The following is an 18,647-nucleotide window of genomic DNA, read 5'->3' as shown; positions in this document are numbered from 1 at the left end:
CACTCAGAAAGGATATTGACCGGAGAACGGTTCGGCAATCGCCACGCCGAAGTTTTTCAGACGGCAGGTCGCAGCAAATTCATCCTGGCTGTTAACAAACAGGCACGGCTCACCTTCGCATTCCAGCACGGAGCTGTCTACTTCGATGTCCGTCAGCGCCTGGCTGAGACGTTCCATAACCGGCCACGCATTTTCATCGCTCGGGCTAAGCAGCTTGAGCGCCACCAGACAATTATCCTCCCCGGCAACGCTTTGCGGAATCGGTTCAACTTTCGAACCTGCAAAACCCGTCGACCAGCGATAGCTCTGGGGCAAGCGATGGACAATGGAGAGTTGTAATGTATTCACGTTCAGATCCCCGGAAGCAAATTTACTTCACAATTTATTTACATTTATAGTAACACATCATCGCCAACCTGCACTGTTTAGCGGATTTTATAGGCGTTGCAGGCTCGCGTCGGCGCTATATGTACCCGTTTCTGCGATCTAACTCAACCTTTTTAAATACAATGATGTGACTTTTTACATAAATAGATTTTACATAAAAGAAACAAACACCGGGTAAACGAACCGAGGGTTGGTTGATATGGGTCAACAAAAAGGCCCGTTTCGGGCCTTAAGTGCTCATTTATGCGCCGTCTTACGGGGCCGGCTGGCGTAAAGATAGAAGAGGATGGAGCAAGTCGCGCAGAGGGCAATCGCCCACAGCATCGGCCAGGCAGTATTAAACGTCGCCATTGAGAGCAGCGCCCCGACAATCGCGCCAATCCCGAAACGGAACGTCCCTGCCAGCGACGAGGCGGTGCCCGCCATATGCGGGAATTCGTCGAGGATCACCGCCATCGCGTTGGATGAGACCATCGAAACGCAGCCAACAAACGCCGCCACGCCCACCACCAGCGCCCAAAAACCGACGCCCAGCAACGCGCTCAATACCAGCCAGATAGCCATCACGAACTGGATCCACAGCCCGGCGCGGAACATATTCAGCGCCCCGACCCGCCGGACAAAGCGGCTGTTGATAATGGTCATCACAAACAGGAACACGATATTCAGCGCGAAGTAGTAACCAAAGTGCTGGGGTGACACATGGTTCAGTTCGATGTACACAAACGGCCCCGCGCTCAGGAACGAAAACATCCCGGCAAAGCTAAAGCCGCTGGCAAGCATATAGCTCAGCACGCGCTTATGGCGAAACAGCGAGGCAAAGTTGCCAAGCGTGGTGCGGACGTGAAACTTCTGACGGCGCTCGACCGGCAGCGTTTCATCGATAAAGACGAAGATCATCACCGAGGCCAGCAGCGCGGCAATCGCCAGGATCCAGAAAATCGCATGCCAGCTGAACCACACCAGCACCGCCCCGCCCACCATGGGGGCGACCAGCGGCGCAATTGTTGTGACCAGCATGACGAACGACATCATGCGTGAGAACTCTTCCTTCGGGTAGATGTCGCGCATCAGCGCGTTAATCACCACGCTTGCCGCAGCCGCAGCCAGGCCATGGAAGAAACGCATCACGATCAGCTGATCGATACTCTGCGCCAGCGCGCAGGCCACCGCCGCCGCGGCAAATATCAACGTCCCGCCCAGAATAACGGGTTTGCGCCCCAGGCTGTCTGCCATTGGGCCATAAAAGAGCTGGCCGAGCGCAAAACCAAGAATGTAGGTGCTGAGCGTCATCTGTGCGCTGCCTGCCGGTACGCCAAACTGCGCGGAAATCACCGGCAGCGCGGGCAGATACATATCGATAGACAGCGGCATCAGCATGGCCAACAGGCCAAGGATAAATACGATTTTAAACGACGAGTGTGGCCTGGTGGTCACAGGGTTCTCCTGAATTTAGCGTGAAAGCAGCCCGACGCTGGCAATCTCTTCTTCCGTCAGCGGGCGATATTCCCCTGGCGCCAGGTCTGGATCGAGTTCAATCGCGCCGATACGTTCACGATGCAGCCCCACAACGTGGTTGCCCACGGCGGCAAACATCCGTTTCACCTGGTGGTAGCGGCCTTCACTGATGGTCAGACGGACGTCCGTTGGGGTAATGACTTCCAGCACCGCCGGTTTGGTCAGATCTTTTTCATTATGTAGCTGAACGCCTTTCGCGAATTGCTCTGCCGTGTCATCCGAGACCGGCGACTCAAGTGTCACCCGATAGGTTTTCTCACAGTGATGGCGCGGGGAGGTGATGCGGTGCGACCACTGACCGTCATCGGTCATCAGCACCAGGCCGGTGGTATCAATATCCAGTCGCCCTGCCGCATGCAGCTTGTGCGCCACAGGTTCGTCGAGGAAGTAGAGCACCGTCGGGTGATCCGGATCGTCCGTTGAACAGACGTAACCTTCCGGTTTGTTGAGCATGAAGTAGCGCGGGCCATTCTGCTGGGTCAGCGGGTTGCCGTCATACTCCACCTGGTGGTCAGGCTGGAGTTTAAAAGCGCTGTCTTTCACAATGTCGCCGTCCACGGTTACGCGGCTGGCGCGAATTTCACGCCCGGCAATAGCGCGGCTTACGCCGAGTTGCTGAGCGATAAACTTATCAAGTCGCATGAAATCTTTTTAGCCTTAATGGTGCTGGAAGTCGGACTACGCGTCCGAAAAAGAAGCAGTCAGAAACAGTTCAGTATAATGGTCTGGTTGCGCCACTCAAGGGAAAAAGTTTCGTGGCATACTATATGCGAGTTAACTGAATAGAGAAGCCATGACGTTCACACTACGCCCCTATCAGCAAGAAGCCGTTGATGCCACCCTCGCCTGGTTTCGCAAGCACCGGGAACCCGCCGCCATCGTGCTCCCGACCGGAGCCGGTAAAAGCCTGGTGATTGCCGAACTGGCGCGCCTGGCTCGCGGGCGCGTGCTGGTGCTGGCGCACGTAAAAGAGCTGGTGGCGCAAAACCACGCCAAATATTGCGCGCTCGGCCTGGAGGCCGATATTTTTGCCGCCGGGCTGAAGCGCAAAGAGAGCCACGGGAAAGTGGTGTTTGGCAGCGTACAGTCCGTTGCGCGCAACCTGGACCTGTTTCGCAGCGAGTTTTCCCTGCTGATTGTCGATGAGTGTCACCGCATCAGCGATGACGACGACAGCCAGTATCAGCAAATCCTCACTCATCTGAGAGAGGTGAACCCTCACTTACGCCTGCTTGGCCTGACCGCCACGCCATTTCGTCTGGGCAAGGGCTGGATTTATCAGTTTCATTATCACGGCATGGTGCGTGGCGATGAAAAGGCCCTGTTCCGCGACTGTATCTATGAGCTTCCGCTGCGCTACATGATCAAGCATGGCTATCTGACGCCACCGGAGCGGCTGGATATGCCGGTCGTGCAGTACGATTTCAGCCGCTTACAGGCGCAGAGCAACGGGCTGTTCAGCGAGGCGGATCTTAACCATGAGCTGAAAAAACAGAAGCGGATCACGCCGCATATCATCAGCCAGATTGAAGAATTTGCGCAAACGCGCAAAGGGGTGATGATTTTTGCTGCTACCGTCGAACACGCGCGTGAAATCACGGGGCTTCTGCCCACCAACGACGCGGCGTTAATTACCGGTGAAACCCCCGGGCCGGAGCGCGACAGCCTGATTGAGGCTTTCAAAGCCCAGCAGTTCCGCTACCTGGTGAATGTCTCCGTATTAACCACCGGGTTTGACGCACCGCACGTTGACCTGATTGCAATTCTTCGCCCGACCGAATCCGTCAGCCTGTACCAGCAGATTGTCGGCCGTGGCCTGCGCCTGGCACCGGGCAAAACCGACTGTCTGATCCTCGATTATGCCGGTAATCCGCACGATCTCTACTCCCCGGAAGTGGGCACGCCAAAAGGCAAGAGCGACAACGTGCCGGTACAGGTGTTTTGTCCGGCCTGCGGGTTTGCCAACACTTTCTGGGGCAAAACTACCGCCGACGGCACGCTGATCGAACATTTTGGCCGCCGCTGTCAGGGCTGGTTTGAAGACGATGAAGGCCATCGCGAACAGTGTGATTTCCGCTTCCGCTTCAAAAACTGCCCGCAGTGCAACGCCGAGAACGATATCGCTGCCCGCCGCTGTCGGGAGTGTGACACGGTGTTGGTCGACCCGGATGACATGCTGAAAGCGGCGCTGAAGCTGAAAGATGCGCTGGTGCTGCGCTGTTCCGGCATGGTCTTACAGCCCGGTGCGGATGAAAAAGGCGAGTGGCTAAAGATTACCTATTACGACGAGGACGGCGCAGACGTCAGCGAGCGGTTCAGGGTCCAGACGCCCGCCCAGCGCACCGCGTTCGAACAGCTCTTTATCCGCCCGCATACCCGCACGCCCGGCGTGCCGCTGCGCTGGATAACCGTTGCCGATATCGTGCGCCAGCAGGCGCTGCTGCGCCATCCTGATTTTGTTGTCGCCCGTAAAAAAGGGCAGTTCTGGCAGGTGCGTGAGAAGGTCTTTGACTATGAAGGACGCTTTCGCCGGGCAAACGAATTGCGCGGTTAACGGGACTTTTCGTTGATGCGCGAGCCATTTGAGTATAAAATGCCGCCCGCTTCACATCCGTGAGGCAGAACACTCACCTGCTGCTGGGTCGCCTGTAGCAGGGTTTTAAATACAGAGAGAAATCAATGTTCACTATCGAAGCAGAAGTACGTAACGTGCAGGGTAAGGGTGCGAGCCGCCGCCTGCGTAACGCTAACAAGTTCCCGGCTATCGTTTACGGTGGCGAAGCTGCTCCAGTTGCAATCGAACTGGATCACGACAAAGTGTGGAACATGCAGAACAAAGCTGAATTCTACAGCGAAGTTCTGACCATCGTTGTTGGCGGTAAAGAAGAAAAAGTGAAAGTTCAGGCTGTTCAGCGTCACCCGTTCAAGCCAAAACTGTCTCACATCGACTTCGTTCGCGCGTAATCGCAAACCTGTCGAGAAAAACCCCGCTTCTGCGGGGTTTTTTTATGGCCGCTACTTACCGCCTGAGGTGCGACGCTGGAGCTGATCGCGCAGATTCGGCGGCGTGCCTTTAATGGTCAGCGTGTCGGTCGCCGGATCCCAGAAGATACGTTCCCCGAGCAGCATGGCATCAAAGTTAATGGTTAACCCACCGCCGCTACCGGCAAATTTCGTCAGCTGACGGAGCGTACTGCGATCCGCCGGGAAGCTCTCTTCCAGCTCATAGCCTTTTTCCGCGGTAAATTCCTGGAAGCTGACTTCGCTGACGCCCGCCAGCTCTTTGGACAGCGACTCCAGCTCAATCTCTTCCCCGGCCTGTAACTGCTCGTTACAGTAGCTGTAAACCTGCTGACGCACGGTCTGACGCTCAGATTTATCCAGCTGCGCCTCAGCGGTAAAGTCATCCACCGCCTGGAGCAGACCTTTGTTCTGCGCTTTGGCGTTCAGCCCTTCACTGGCACCGAGGAAGTCCATAAAGAAATCGGCCACTTTGCGGCCCACGCGGCCTTTAAGGAAGGTCAGGTAGCGCGTCGATTCCGGATTGGTTTCCCATTCGGTTAAATCAATACGCGCCACAATATCCGCATGGTTGATATCCAGATAGTGCGTTGAGCTGATATCCAACTGCTCGTTCACACGCATGCTGCTTAAATTATTCAGCACGGTGACCAGCAGATACTCTACCGCCAGATAGCGGTAGTGGCAGAACAGGACGATACCGCCATCGGCGAAGGGATATTTCGCCAGTTCGTCACGAAGACGGCCGGTTGCAGCGCGGCTGAATGCCAGGAAATCCTCTTCGCCCTGACGTTGCAGGCGCAGGCTATCCGCCAGCTCGCTCTCTTCGCTGAACAAGCCATAGGCTTTATTTTTCGCGCTGTAGACGCGATGCAACTCCGCCATCATCTCGACAACGGTAGGCGTTGGTTCCAGTAACGAATCGCGTAGCACCACTTCAAGGGTTTGCTCATCACGCTTGATAAGCTGGTGCAAGGCAATCTGGTTGATTTCCAGACTCATGATAAACTCTCCTTTTAGACCGGGCGGTATTCAACCACCACCAACGCATGTGTGCAACAGAAGATAAAAAAGGGGAAAAAAAGCTGTTGCTACGGTAATATGTCGCCCTTCTCTCAACAAACTGATTTTGATTTATGCCACAACATTCCCGCTACAGTGACGAACACGTTGAACAACTGCTCAGTGAGCTGGTCAACGTACTGGAAAAACATAAAACGCCAACCGATCTCTCCCTGATGGTTTTGGGAAATATGGTTACCAACCTGATCAATACCAGCGTTGCTCCGGCTCAGCGTCAGGCGATCGCCAAATCTTTCGCCCAGGCTTTGCAGTCATCCGTTAGCGACGACCAGGCACACTAAGGGAAACGAACAACAGTTTATGGTGACGAATCGTCAGCGCTACCGTGAAAAAGTCTCCCAGATGGTCAGCTGGGGGCACTGGTTTGCCCTGTTCAACATTCTGTTGGCGATGGTGCTCGGCTGCCGTTATCTGTTTGTGGCGGACTGGCCAACCACGTTAACCGGGCGTATCTACTCGTGGATGAGCCTTGTTGGTCACTTTAGCTTTCTGGTCTTCGCCACCTATCTGCTGATCCTGTTCCCACTGACGTTTATCGTCATGTCGCAGCGGCTGATGCGCTTCCTGTCCGCCATTCTTGCGACGGCGGGCATGACGCTGTTGCTTATCGACAGCGAAGTCTTTACCCGGTTCCACCTGCACCTGAATCCTGTCGTCTGGGAGCTGGTGATTAACCCGGATCAGAACGAGACCGCCCGCGACTGGCAGCTGATGTTTATCAGCGTGCCGATTATCCTGCTGATCGAAATGTTGTTTGCGACGTGGAGCTGGCAAAAGCTCCGCAGCCTGACCCGACGCCGACATTATGCGAAGCCCGTCGCGGCGCTCTTTTTCGCCTCATTTATCGGTTCGCACCTGATGTATATCTGGGCAGATGCGAACTTCTACCGCCCTATTACCATGCAGCGTGCGAATCTGCCGCTCTCCTATCCGATGACGGCACGTCGTTTCCTTGAAAAACACGGTCTGCTGGACGCGCAGGAATATCAGCGTCGTCTGGTCGAACAGGGTAATCCGGAAGCGGTCAGCGTGCAGTATCCCCTGAGCGATCTGAAATATCGCGACATGGGGCGCGGTCAGAACGTGCTGCTGATTACCGTCGATGGCCTGAACTATTCTCGCTATGAGAAGCAGATGCCTGCCCTGGCTGAATTCGCTGAGAACAACATCGTATTCACTCAGCACATGAGTTCCGGTAATTCGACCGACGCGGGTATTTTCGGTCTGTTCTACGGCATTTCACCGAGTTATATGGACGGCGTGCTGTCGGCCCGTATTCCGGCTGCATTGATTACCGGGCTTAATCAGCAGGGCTACCAGCTGGGGCTGTTCGCCTCTGATGGTTTCAACAGCTCGCTGTACCGCCAGGCGCTGCTGTCTGATTTCTCACTGCCAGCCGCGCAGAGCCAGTCTGACGATCGGACTGCTGACCAGTGGATAGACTGGCTGAAGCGCTATGCACAGGAAGATAACCGCTGGTTCTCCTGGGTTGCGTTTAACGGCACAAATCTTGATGACAGCAATCAGAAAGGCTTCGCGCGCCGCTATAGCCGTGCGGCGGGTGATGTCGATGCGCAGATCGCTCGCGTGCTGACCGCCCTGCGCGACGCGGGCAAGCTGGACAATACGGTCGTCATTATCACGGCGGGGCATGGCGTGCCGCTCGGCGACGAAGCGAAGGGCATGGACTGGTCGCGTCCGAACCTGCATGTCCCGCTGGTGATCCACTGGCCGGGCACTCCCGCGCAACGCATCAACATGCTGACCGACCATAAAGACGTCATGACCACGTTAATGCAGCGGCTGCTGCACGTTAGCACGCCGGCAATTGAATACTCGCAGGGACAAGACCTCTTTAGCGCCACGCGGCGTCATAACTGGGTCACGGCTGCTGGCGAAAACACGCTGGTGGTGACCACGCCGACGCTGTCCCTTGTGCTGAACAGCAACGGCAATTACCAGACGTACAGCCTCGAAGGTGAGAAGCTGAAAGACCAGAAACCGCAGCTCAGCTTGCTGTTGCAGGTGCTGACAGACGAGAAGCGCTTTATCGCTAACTGATTATTTATGAATCAGTTAGCGTTGCTTCCCCCTTGCAATCAAAAAGGAATCGAGTAGTATTCCTTTTATGCGTCGGCACGTAGCGCAGCCTGGTAGCGCACCGTCATGGGGTGTCGGGGGTCGGAGGTTCAAATCCTCTCGTGCCGACCAAAACTACACAAAAAAACCAGCCGCTTATGGCTGGTTTTTTATTGCCTGTCTTCGCATGCACAATGCTTAGTGCTTCTCACGCCCACCGAGAAAGAAAATCCCCAGCGGAATCGCCAGCAGGACGGTGAACACCAGACTGTAAACAAAGATCATCGCTGATTGCAGGACAAACATGCTGGTTGTCCACGCAGAGAGCGGGATGTTGTACTGCTCGATCACGCCGACAATGGTTGCTCGCCCCACGCATGCAGCAGCAATCATAAACACAACCAGTAACGCCAGCAGGAACTTGCGGCCTTCAGGTGTCTTCAGTTTTTCCCGTACCATCTCTTCTCCCTTTACAGATGAATAACAATAATTAACGCGTAAAATAACACGATCTCTGCACCGACTCCACCACAGCATTAAACACCAATAAAAGAGCATAAAAGCAGTTCTTTACTCCGTTTAAAATGAAAATGTGAGTAAATTACGCCAACCATTCACATACATTATGTTAGTCTTTCCGGGATCGTTTTAACAAAAAGGAATGACAGTGAAAAACGCACCTAAATTTGCCATCGCCCTTATCGCCGCTGCGTGCGCGAGCACCAGCGCTTTCGCCAGCGAAACCCCAAAAGAGCAGCCGCTGGAAAAAGTTGCCCCGTATCCGCAAGCGGACAAAGGGATGAAGCGCCAGGTTATTCAGCTCCCGGCTCAGCAGAATGAAGGGAATTTCAAAGTCGAGCTGTTAATCGGCCAGACGCTGGAAGTGGACTGCAACCAGCATCGTCTGGGCGGCCAACTGGAAAGCAAAACACTGGAAGGCTGGGGTTATGACTACTATGTCTTCGACAAAGTAACCTCGCCAGTCTCCACCATGATGGCGTGCCCGGACGGCAAGAAAGAGAAGAAATTTATCACCGCCTATCTGGGTGATAACAGTCTGCTGCGCTATAACAGCAAGCTGCCGATTGTCGTTTATACGCCGGAAAACGTGGATGTGAAATATCGCGTATGGAAGGCGGATGAGACGGTAGGACAAGCAGTAGTTCGTTAAAAATAAGTCGGGTGGCGCTCACGCTTACCCGACCTGGAAAGGGTGCGTTCTGGTGCCCTCACCCCAACCCTCTCCCGGTGGGAGAGGGAGAAAACACGAAAAACGGTAACGGATGTTACCGTTTTGCGTTTACCTTACAGCGCGATATCCGCAACCGGCTTGTTTTCCGCCTGAGGCTTCAGCTCTGCCTTTGGCGCAGCATCCGCAGCCTGCGGTTTGACGTATTGCAGTTGCAGAACGCGACTGGTGTATTCCAGCTCTTGTTCCGTGGCGTCAACGTTACCGTTCAGCTTCGAACCGTAGGATGGAATAATGGTTTTCAGCTTCGCCTGCCATTCCGGGCTGGATACTTTGTCCTTAAACACTTTTTCCATCAGGTGTAGCATGATTGGCGCAGCGGTAGACGCCCCCGGGGATGCTCCCAGCAGCGCGGCAATAGTGCCATCCTTATCGCTTACTACTTCGGTACCCAGACGCAGCACACCGCCCTCTTTCGGATCGCGTTTGATGATCTGCACGCGCTGACCCGCCTGCCACAGACGCCAGTCTTCTTTCTTCGCCTGCGGATAGTACTCTTTCAGCGCCTCGAAGCGTTCTTCATCAGAGAGCATCACCTGGCTAATCAGGTATTTCACCAGATCGAAGTTATCCAGTCCCACGTCCATCATTGGCTTGACGTTCGACGTCGTGGTCGCGCTCAGCAGATCCCAAAGAGAACCGTTTTTCAGGAACTTGGTGGAGAATGTGGCGAACGGCCCGAACAGCACTACGCGCTTACCGTCCAGCATACGGGTGTCGATATGGGGAACGGACATCGGTGGCGCACCAACAGAAGCCTGACCGTACACTTTAGCCAGATGACGGTTAACCACTTCAGGGTTTTCCGACACCAGGAACTGGCCGCCAACCGGGAAGCCGGCGTAGTCGTCCGCTTCCGGAATACCGGACTCCTGCAACAGTTTCAGCGCCGCGCCGCCAGCACCGATAAACACGAACTTCGCCTTAATCACATGCTCGGCTTCGTTGTTTTTCAGATCGGCAACGGTCACGCTCCAGCTGTTATCCGCGTTGCGCTTGAAACCACGCACTTCGGAGCTGAGTTGCAGGTTAAAGTTCTCTTTTTTCTTCAGAGAGGCCACCAGCTGACGGGTGATTTCACCGTAGTTAACGTCAGTACCAATTTCAGTGCGGGTCGCCGCCACTTTCTGGTTCGGATCGCGGCCTTCCATAACCAGCGGCGCCCACTCTTTGATTTGAGCGTGATCTTCAGAGTATTTCATCCCGCGGAAAAGCGTGCTCTGTTGCAGGGCAGCGTAGCGCGCACGCAGGAAGTTGACGTTTTGATCGCCCCAGACAAAGCTCATGTGCGGAACGGTGTTGATGAAGGAGTGCGGATTGTGCAACACACCGCTGTTCACCTGGTGAGACCAGAACTGACGTGAGATCTGGAACGCTTCGTTGATCTCTACCGCCTTCTCGATACTAATGGAACCGTCCTTTTTCTGCGGCGTATAGTTCAGTTCCATAAGTGCCGAGTGCCCCGTCCCGGCGTTATTCCAGCCGTTAGAGCTTTCCTGCGCCACGCCATCAAGGCGCTCGACCATGGTCATGGACCAGTTCGGCTCTAATTCCTGAAGATATGTGCCCAGCGTGGCGCTCATGATGCCGCCACCAATTAAAAGGACATCCGTTTCCTGCTCTTTTGGTGCGTCAGCCTTCGCCGCCAGCGAGACGGCGTTCAGCCCCACGGCCAGAGAAAAGAGCACGGCAGTCATTTTTTTCATCATTTATGCCTTAGTTGAATAGTGCTTGATGCGTAGAAATTACAGGTGAAACACGCTGCGGTGGCACGGTAGCAACTTTTAAATATTGTTTAAAGGTTACGAAATTATTGTAATTGTGAAATTTAATGATGGATTGTTTGTAGGGTTTTGGCATACAGGCTGGCACCCGACGATTTTCCTGGCTATGATGCTGCACTTTGTGATCGCGCGCACGGAAGCCTGCCCCTACCAGCGAATTGTTATGTCATTACCTCACTCGTCTGTACCCCAAGAAGGCCATGTCGCCACCGTTTTACGTTCGCCTCAACGTCTGATGCGCGAAACCCTGGCCGGCGTGATTACCGCGCTGGCGCTGATCCCGGAAGTGATTTCGTTTTCCGTGGTCGCGGGCGTGGATCCGAAAGTGAGCCTTATCGCCTCCGTGGTGCTCTGTTTCGCCCTTTCCCTGCTCGGCGGGCGTCCGGCCATGGTGACGGCGGCGGCCGGTTCCGTCGCGCTGGTGATTGGCCCGATGGTCCATCAACACGGCGTACAGTACATTCTGCCCGCGGTGGTGATGGCTGGCGTGATTCAGATCCTGTTCGGCGCGCTGGGAATGGCGCGGCTGATGCGCTTTATTCCCCAGTCGGTGATGACCGGGTTTGTTAACGCCCTTGGCATTTTGATTTTCTTTGCCCAGGTGCCCCATTTCTGGAGCCGAAGCCCGCTGATAGTGGGCCTGTTCGTGCTGACGCTGCTGATTGTGCTGTGGGTGCCACGCTATATCAAAAGCGTGCCCTCCCCGCTGATTGCCATTGTGCTGCTGACTTTGTTCACCGTCACCAGCGGGCAAATCCTGCCGACGGTAGGGGATGAAGGCTCCATGAGCGGCGGTTTGCCGGGCTTTACGCAACTGCTGGTGCCGCTCAATCTGGAAACCCTGAGCATTATCTGGCCGTGCGCGCTAAGTATCGCTTTTGTTGGCCTGCTGGAATCGCTACTGACGGCTAAGCTGGTGGATGAACTGACCGTTACCCCTTCAAGCAAGCGCCGCGAGAGCATCGGTCTGGGCGTGGGGAATATTATGGCCGGGTTCTACGGCGGCATTGCGGGCTGCGCGATGATTGGGCAGACCATCGTTAACGTGGAGATGGGGAAAGGCAGAAGCCGTATCTCCACCCTTGCGGCGGGTATCGTACTGCTTGTGCTGGTTACGGCGCTCAGCGAGGTGATGGCCAAAATCCCGATGGCGGTACTGGCGGGTATTATGGCCATTGTGGCCGTCAAGACCTTTAGCTGGCATAGCGTTCAGCCCGGAACGCTGAAAAACGCGCCGGTGGCTGAAACCGTCGTGATGCTGGTGACGGTTGTGGCAACGGTTTCCACCGGCAACCTGGCGATTGGCGTGCTGGGCGGGATTGTGATGATGTTCATCCTCCCTGCCCGGCTGAAGCAAAAAGCGCTGGCTACAGAAGAAAAATCGTCGCCAGTCCAAGAAAAATAAAGAAACCGCCGGTATCGGTAATGGCGGTGATCATCACGCTCGACCCCACCGCGGGGTCGCGCCCCAGCCGGGTCATGGTCAACGGGATAATCACGCCCATCATCGCCGCCACCAGCAGGTTCAGCACCATCGCCAGCATCATGACCCCGCCCAGCGCCATATCATCGTACAGCCACCAGGTAATGCCGCCCATGATGCCGCCCCAGACCAGGCCGTTAATCAGCGCGACGCCCATCTCCCTGAAAATCAGCCACGAAAAATTACCCGGCTGAATGTTTTCCAGCGCCAGGGCGCGAACGATCATGGTGATTGTCTGGTTGCCGGTGTTCCCGCCGATCCCCGCCACAATCGGCATCAACGACGCCAGGGCCACCAGCTGGGAAATGGTATGTTCGAAGCCGTCAATAACGCGGGACGCCACGAACGCGGTGCATAAATTGATGGCGAGCCACGCCCAGCGGGTTTTGACGGCCTTGCCGACGGAGGCATGAACATCGTCTTCGGCACTGATACCGCCAAGGGCACGCAGGTCGTTATCGGTCTCTTCATAGACCACGTCAACGATCTCATCAATGGTCAGACGCCCCATCAGCTTGCCCACCGAATCCACCACCGCCGCGCTCACCAGGTCATCACGTTCGAAGGTACGCGCGGCTTTTTCGGCATCGTCTTCCGGCGAGAAGACCATCGGCTCGGTTTCCATGACCTCACTTACCCGCTGCTGGGTGCTGTTCAGCAGGATCGTTTTCAGCTCCAGCTCCCCGAGCAGGGTTTTATCCCGCGAGGTGACGAACAGTTTATCGGTGTTGTCCGGCATACTGCCCAGGCGACGAAGATAGCGCTGCACCGTACCCAGGGTGACGTCCGGACGCACGGTGATGACGCCAAACTCCATGATCGCGCCGACGCTGTTTTTCTCGTAGTGCATCACCTGACGCACGCGCGCCCGCTCCTCGGCAGGCAGGGAAGCCAGCAGGCGTCCGGTCAGGTTGCGCGGAAGATGCTGAACGAGGTAAATCTGCTCATCGATATCCAGCGTTTGCAGGGCGTCAAGAATGTCCCGATCGCTCATCTCATCGATAAGGTCATCCCAGACGTTTTCCGAGGCTTCAAGCAGCACCTGACCGCGCTCATGATCCTGCACCAGCCGCCACAGGGCGTGGCGCTCCTCGGAAGGCAATGCCTCCAGGGTGTCCGCCAGATCCGGAGGTGGTAAATGTGCAACCAGCGCACCTACCTCAGCAATATCGTCGGCCAGCGTGCCGACATCATATTGCTCAGCCAGGGTTAGCTTACCCAATAACGTTGACGTGACCGCTTTATCGGTCGTCAGGAGCCAGATGAGCCGCGCACGCTCCTGGTCACGCTGCCTGGCGCTGTTTTTCTTTAATACCGACATCAATCATAAATCCATTAAATGAGTTGGCGTTAAGCATAGCGCGGGGATATGTAAATAAGAATAAACGGCGGGTCGGGATGGAGAAAAAAACGGCATATATGAAAAATGAGTGTGCCGGGGGCCACCCGGCACAATTGCAATCAGGCCGTGCGCGCCACCGCGTCCCGTGACGCCGCATCGCGCTCATCGCCGGTCAGCTCGCTCAGTTTGCCGTCGCGCATCTCCAGCAGACGGTCGGCGTGAATGAAGTAGTGATCGTCATGGCTGATGGCAAAAATGGTTTTCCCCATCGCCTGCATCAGCGGCAGCAGGACCTGATAAAACTCGCGACGGAAGTGCGGGTCCTGATCGGCGGCCCATTCATCCAGCAGGATGATGTCGCGCTCTTCGGCCAGCGCCAGCAGCAGCGCCACGCGCTTCTTCTGCCCTTTCGACAGCTTGAGATTCAGGATTTTGCCATCCTGAAGCTCCAGCTTGTGCGACATTTGCAGGTGCGCAAGCCACTTCTCCACCAGCGCCGGATCCGCCTGCTGCCCTTCCGGGCCCAGCAGCCGGTCGAACAGCCAGACGTCGGTAAATACCGCCGAAAAGAGCTTGCGGTAGTCCTCCGGTTTCTCCGCGCTCAGCGCTTTACCATCCAGCAAAATTTCACCCGACTGCGGCTGGTAGAGGCCCGTCAGCAGCATCGCCAGCGTGGATTTGCCGCTGCCGTTACCGCCGATCAGGAACAGCAGTTCGCCGCGGTGAATGGTCAGGTTGATCGGCCCCACTGAGAAGGCGTTATCCTGATAGCGGAAGGTCACGTTACGCAGCTCAAGCGTTTGCCAGTTCGGGAAGGCCTGCGGGCGCGGGAACTCAGCCTTAAACGGCGCAAGGTCGAACTTCTTCAGCTTGTTGAAGGCCACCTGAGCGCTCAGCAGCGTCGGCAGTGCGCCAACGGCCGACAGCAGCGGCGTGCGTAAAAACAGCAGCGTCAGGGAGTAGGTTGCCGCCACGTTGGTATCCGCCCACCCCAGGCTGTTCGCCATCCAGAACACCAGGCCAATCGCGCCCAGCATCATGATGTTGGACCAGTTCACGGCGCTCAGGTGGAACGTATCGGCGCGGATAATGTGATGACGATATTCGTGCGCATCCGGGATATAAAGATGGTTGAAGATATGCTCGGCACGCTCGCGGTTCAGCGTCAGCTCTTTGCGCCCTTCCAGCACCGTCTGATAATCGTTATAGAGCTTGTCTTCCGTTTCGCGCAGCACTGCCATGTGCTTATAGACGCGTGATACCAGCAGGAACCCGCCCCAGATGGTAATAACAATCCACAGCGCCGTTACCGCCAGCATTTTGCTGGAGAGCCAGGCGAGATAGGCTGCCGAGCCAAAGGTCAGGATGATCCCCTGCACCAGCTCCGGCAGGCGCACAAAGGCGATGGTAATGGCGCGCACATCGCTGGTCAGCCCCGCCAGCAGAGAAGCACTTCCCAGCTGTTCGATGCGTTCCACTTGAGTATCAAGGATCCGTTTGATGAACTCGCTGCGCAGACGGAAAACGAAGTGGTGGCCGAGCGCGGTCAGCGCCAGCTGTGACCCGAGCGTGACAGCCATCAGCAGCAGCAGTAAACCCAGAAATTCCGGCAGGACGGAGAGTGACGTGTCGACCATTTCGATCAAACGCACGTTAATGAAGGCAATCAGGCCGATCCCCAGCGCCGCGCTGGCAAGGCTTAGCGCCATCACCGCGATAAAAGGCCAGCGATACTGCCGCCAGACAAGAAGAAGTAGTTGCATGCAGAGCAATCCGGACAAGAAAAATCAGCCAGCAGTGTAAACTGCCTTTCACACACATCAAGAATAATTCTTATTTTTATTCTCTGTACGCTGCCTGGCGGAACGTGAGGTTGTAGCGAAACGCCCCCGCCACCGGGTGATCGCCATTTTTAAGCGGCTGAATACCGTGATAAAAAAGCCGTGATTCACCGCCCCAGACCACCACATCGCCATGCTCCAGCATCAGCCGTTTGAGCGGGTCGTTGCGCCGCAGGCCGCCAAACTGAAAGACAGCGGGCAGCCCAAGGGATACCGAGACAATCGGCGCGCGCAGGTCAGGCTCGTCCTTATCCTGATGCAGGGAGAGCTTTGCCCCGACGGCATAGCGGTTGATCAGACAGGCATCGGGACGAAAATCAGGATAGCCGGCCGCGACGGCGGCATCGTGACACAGCGCCTGAAACGCCTCCGGCATCGGCGGCCACGGCCGATCCGTCAGCGGGTCGTTCGCGGCATATACATAGCCCCGCTCATTCGTCGCCCATCCCAGTTCGCCGCAGTTGGTCATCGCCACAGACATGGTATACCCGCCCGGCGTGACCATATGGCGAAACGGCGAACGGGCGGTGACGGTATCAATACCGTCGAACAGCGCCGCCGCGCGGGAAAGCGCAAAACGTCTCAGGATCGTCGCCCCCGGCGCGAGCGGCTCCTGCCAGGGTTCAGCATCAGCAAAAAGATCGAGCATTATCCCTCCGGGTTGTTCGCCTCACGTTTCAACAATAGCACCTTACGCGTTGCGCCCCAGCGATAACCCGACAGCGCACCGTCGTTACGCACCACGCGGTGACAGGGGATAACTATCGCCAGTTTGTTGGCTCCGCAGGCTCCTGCCACGGCACGTACGGCATTGGGTTTACCAATGGCCTTCGCCACCTGCTGATAGCTCGCCGTTTCACCGCAGGGGATAGCCCGCAGCGCCTGCCAGACCTGCTGCTGGAAAGCGGTACCCCGGATATCCAGCGGTAACGTCAACGGCGTCGCGCGGCTGTCGACAGAGGCAATCACCTGACGAACACGCCCGGCAAATGCGCCTTCCATCGGTTCACGGACGGCAAGCGGAAACAGTGAGAGCAGCTCAGCCGTCAGCCCGGCGTCGTCATCACCCAGCAGTATTGCGCAGATCCCGCGCTCGCTTTCCGCCACCAGACAGTGGCCCAGCGAGCAGTCGCTGATGGCATAGCGGACCGCAGCCTCTCCGTTACGGTACTGTTTCGCCGTCATGCCCAGCGCGCCGTTGGCTTTACGGTAGTAGCTGCTGCCGTCCGGGAAGCCAGCGGCCAGTACGGCGTCGGTGATTTTACCGCCCTGTGCAAGCAGGCTACGCAGGCGTTGTTCACGCGCAGCCTGCTGCCATGCTTTCGGCGTCATGCCGGTAACGGATTTAAACAAGCGGTGGAAATGGAACGGACTCATGCCAACCTGCTGCGCCAGTGCCTCCAGGTTCAGCGCGGCATCCTGCTCAAGCAGTCGGCAGGCCAGCGCAACGTTGGCCTTTTTCTGCGCCATAGGGTCGACCTGGTCCGGCCTACAGCGCTTACAGGGGCGGAAACCCGCCTGCGCGGCCTGGTGAGCATCAGGATAAAAGCAGACATTTTTACGCAGCGCGTGGCGGGCACGGCAGGACGGACGACAATAAATGCCGGTCGTCTGCACGGCAAAGACAAACTGGTTATCCGCACGCGGATCGCGGGCCAGAACAGCCTGCCAGCGATCCTCATCGGTAAGATAGGTTGTGTTTTTCATCATCGGCTCCTCTTACAAGCATACGCTCAGCTTGCCTGAACGCCACCGAACAAAAACCCGCAACCTTGCTTTTTAATTTTTTTCGCTCACCAGGAAGCTGTTGAACTGCGGTGAACTCCAGGTTTTAAACCCGTCAGCCTCTTTGGTGATCATATAAACGGCCAGCCCTTCCTGACGCACCACCTCTTTGGCCTTCTCCGTGCCGAGCACCATCAATCCGGTATCCCAGGCGTCGGCTTCCAGCGCAGTTGGCGCTATCACAGTCACGGACACAAGGTTGTGGGTAATCGGGCGTCCGGTTTGCGGATCAATCACATGCGAGATACGTTTGCCATCCAGCTCGTAATAGTTGCGGTAGCTTCCGGAGGTGCTGATACCGTGCCCGTTGATGTCGACAATCGCCTGCACCGCGTTCTGCTGATCGGTTGGTTTTTGGATGGCCACTCGCCACGGCCTGCCGCTGGCGTTCATGCCCCGGCTGACGAGCGCGCCCCCGACGGAAACCAGATAACGGGGAATACCTTCCTGCGCCATCAGGGCCGCGAGATGATCCGCAGCATACCCCTCGCCTACCGTGGAGAGATCCACAAACAGGTCGGGAATGTCTTTTTGCAGGTATTGCTGACCGTACTGGGAGATCACCGCCAGATGCTGTAACCCTGTACGCGCGCGGGCGTCGTCGATGGCGGCTTGATCGGGTGTGGTCACCGGCTGCTTGTTGGGGCCAAATCCCCACAGGTTCACCAGCGGCCCAACGGTCACATCCATTGCGCCGTTGGTTTTGTAGCCCACGCGCATGGCTTCCGTGACGATATCGGCCATTGCTTCGCTCACCGGCCACAGCGAGGTGCTGCTGGAGCGATTGAAACGCATCAGCGCTGAGTCATTTTTATAGGTAGAGAGTAGCTGATCGTCGGCATCCAGCTGCGCCTGAATTTTACCGCGTAGTTCTTCAGCGCGGGACTTATCAATATCCATCACGCTGACGCGCCAGAAGGTCCCCATGGTTTTCCCTTCCAGCACCGTCGCGGCGGGTGCGTCGATTTTTGCGGGCTGTGTAGAAGAGTCACACGCGGTCAGGAGTAAAAAAGTCGCCAGAACGCTGGCGCGTAAAAAAGTCATATCCATTGGTTATTATCCTCATGCCAGGGCG

17 protein-coding genes and 1 tRNA gene are annotated in these 18,647 nt (G+C 56.4%); 7 read left to right on the top strand and 11 right to left on the bottom strand.

The window, feature by feature from the left end:
* Positions 1-3 precede the first annotated feature (3 nt).
* From ACOT0L_RS00135 to rsuA, 3 genes are all read right to left on the bottom strand, one after another.
* On the bottom strand, positions 4-348 hold the full coding sequence (locus ACOT0L_RS00135; protein ID WP_003859372.1) for a YejG family protein: 345 nt from the start codon (positions 346-348) through the stop codon (positions 4-6).
* Positions 349-624: 276 nt separating this feature from the next.
* On the bottom strand, positions 625-1,824 hold the full coding sequence (locus ACOT0L_RS00130) for a Bcr/CflA family multidrug efflux MFS transporter (protein WP_022648730.1): 1,200 nt from the start codon (positions 1,822-1,824) through the stop codon (positions 625-627).
* 15 nt (positions 1,825-1,839) lie between these two features.
* Positions 1,840-2,547 (bottom strand): 16S rRNA pseudouridine(516) synthase RsuA, encoded by a 708-nt coding sequence (gene rsuA, locus ACOT0L_RS00125; RefSeq protein ID WP_022648731.1) that lies wholly within the window; start codon positions 2,545-2,547, stop codon positions 1,840-1,842.
* Positions 2,548-2,698: 151 nt separating this feature from the next.
* On the opposite strand from rsuA, the gene ACOT0L_RS00120 reads away from it, so the two are divergent.
* Positions 2,699-4,459: a DEAD/DEAH box helicase gene (locus ACOT0L_RS00120; protein WP_022648732.1), complete on the top strand. Its 1,761-nt coding sequence runs from the start codon at positions 2,699-2,701 to the stop codon at positions 4,457-4,459.
* Positions 4,460-4,584: 125 nt separating this feature from the next.
* A complete protein-coding gene (gene rplY / locus ACOT0L_RS00115; protein ID WP_022648733.1) occupies positions 4,585-4,869 on the top strand; it encodes a 50S ribosomal protein L25 in 285 nt (94 codons plus the stop codon).
* 51 nt (positions 4,870-4,920) lie between these two features.
* Here the strand turns inward: rplY and yejK are convergent, their stop codons facing one another.
* A complete protein-coding gene (gene yejK / locus ACOT0L_RS00110) occupies positions 4,921-5,928 on the bottom strand; it encodes a nucleoid-associated protein YejK (RefSeq protein WP_017693031.1) in 1,008 nt (335 codons plus the stop codon).
* Positions 5,929-6,062: 134 nt separating this feature from the next.
* On the opposite strand from yejK, the gene ACOT0L_RS00105 reads away from it, so the two are divergent.
* The 3 genes from ACOT0L_RS00105 (at position 6,063) to ACOT0L_RS00095 (ending at position 8,220) form a co-directional block, all read left to right on the top strand.
* Positions 6,063-6,290: a YejL family protein gene (locus ACOT0L_RS00105; RefSeq protein WP_001135586.1), complete on the top strand. Its 228-nt coding sequence runs from the start codon at positions 6,063-6,065 to the stop codon at positions 6,288-6,290.
* 19 nt (positions 6,291-6,309) lie between these two features.
* Complete coding sequence (yejM, locus tag ACOT0L_RS00100; protein ID WP_022648735.1) at positions 6,310-8,070, top strand: LPS biosynthesis-modulating metalloenzyme YejM; 1,761 nt, start codon at positions 6,310-6,312, stop codon at positions 8,068-8,070.
* A 73-nt stretch (positions 8,071-8,143) separates the two neighbouring features.
* Positions 8,144-8,220 (top strand) — tRNA-Pro (locus ACOT0L_RS00095).
* A 66-nt stretch (positions 8,221-8,286) separates the two neighbouring features.
* On the opposite strand, the gene ACOT0L_RS00090 is transcribed toward ACOT0L_RS00095, so the two are convergent.
* A complete protein-coding gene (locus ACOT0L_RS00090; protein WP_006811332.1) occupies positions 8,287-8,547 on the bottom strand; it encodes a DUF2534 family protein in 261 nt (86 codons plus the stop codon).
* 202 nt (positions 8,548-8,749) lie between these two features.
* On the opposite strand from ACOT0L_RS00090, the gene eco reads away from it, so the two are divergent.
* Positions 8,750-9,259, top strand: coding sequence for a serine protease inhibitor ecotin (gene eco, locus ACOT0L_RS00085; RefSeq protein ID WP_032622478.1), 510 nt, complete (start codon positions 8,750-8,752; stop codon positions 9,257-9,259).
* A gap of 134 nt (positions 9,260-9,393) precedes the next feature.
* Here eco and mqo read toward each other — a convergent pair whose 3' ends face one another.
* The gene (gene mqo, locus ACOT0L_RS00080; protein ID WP_126503313.1) at positions 9,394-11,043 is read right to left on the bottom strand and encodes a malate dehydrogenase (quinone); all 1,650 of its coding nucleotides are present in this window, start codon (positions 11,041-11,043) and stop codon (positions 9,394-9,396) included.
* A gap of 187 nt (positions 11,044-11,230) precedes the next feature.
* Here mqo and ACOT0L_RS00075 point away from each other — a divergent pair, with 187 nt between their 5' ends.
* Positions 11,231-12,526, top strand: a complete 1,296-nt coding sequence (locus tag ACOT0L_RS00075) for a SulP family inorganic anion transporter (protein ID WP_045308675.1) — start codon at positions 11,231-11,233, stop codon at positions 12,524-12,526.
* Here ACOT0L_RS00075 and mgtE read toward each other — a convergent pair.
* From mgtE to apbE, 5 genes are all read right to left on the bottom strand, one after another.
* Positions 12,489-13,925 (bottom strand): magnesium transporter, encoded by a 1,437-nt coding sequence (gene mgtE, locus ACOT0L_RS00070; protein ID WP_006811337.1) that lies wholly within the window; start codon positions 13,923-13,925, stop codon positions 12,489-12,491. The genes ACOT0L_RS00075 and mgtE overlap by 38 nt on opposite strands.
* Before the next feature lie 140 nt (positions 13,926-14,065).
* Entirely contained in the window at positions 14,066-15,709 is a 1,644-nt protein-coding gene (locus ACOT0L_RS00065) for a multidrug ABC transporter permease/ATP-binding protein (protein WP_003859392.1), read from the bottom strand.
* Between the two features lie 76 nt (positions 15,710-15,785).
* The gene (gene alkB / locus ACOT0L_RS00060) at positions 15,786-16,436 is read right to left on the bottom strand and encodes a DNA oxidative demethylase AlkB (RefSeq protein WP_023300603.1); all 651 of its coding nucleotides are present in this window, start codon (positions 16,434-16,436) and stop codon (positions 15,786-15,788) included.
* A complete protein-coding gene (ada, locus tag ACOT0L_RS00055; RefSeq protein WP_058677670.1) occupies positions 16,436-17,494 on the bottom strand; it encodes a bifunctional DNA-binding transcriptional regulator/O6-methylguanine-DNA methyltransferase Ada in 1,059 nt (352 codons plus the stop codon). Before ada ends, alkB begins: the two co-directional genes overlap by 1 nt.
* A 72-nt stretch (positions 17,495-17,566) precedes the next feature.
* Complete coding sequence (gene apbE, locus ACOT0L_RS00050; RefSeq protein WP_023300605.1) at positions 17,567-18,622, bottom strand: FAD:protein FMN transferase ApbE; 1,056 nt, start codon at positions 18,620-18,622, stop codon at positions 17,567-17,569.
* Positions 18,623-18,647 lie beyond the last annotated feature (25 nt).

It is taken from the genome of Enterobacter cloacae complex sp. XAL002 (assembly GCF_049236805.1).
GTDB lineage: Bacteria > Pseudomonadota > Gammaproteobacteria > Enterobacterales > Enterobacteriaceae > Enterobacter > Enterobacter intestinihominis.
Note: the sequence above shows the minus strand (reverse complement) of the source record. Positions and strands in the feature narration are given on the sequence as shown.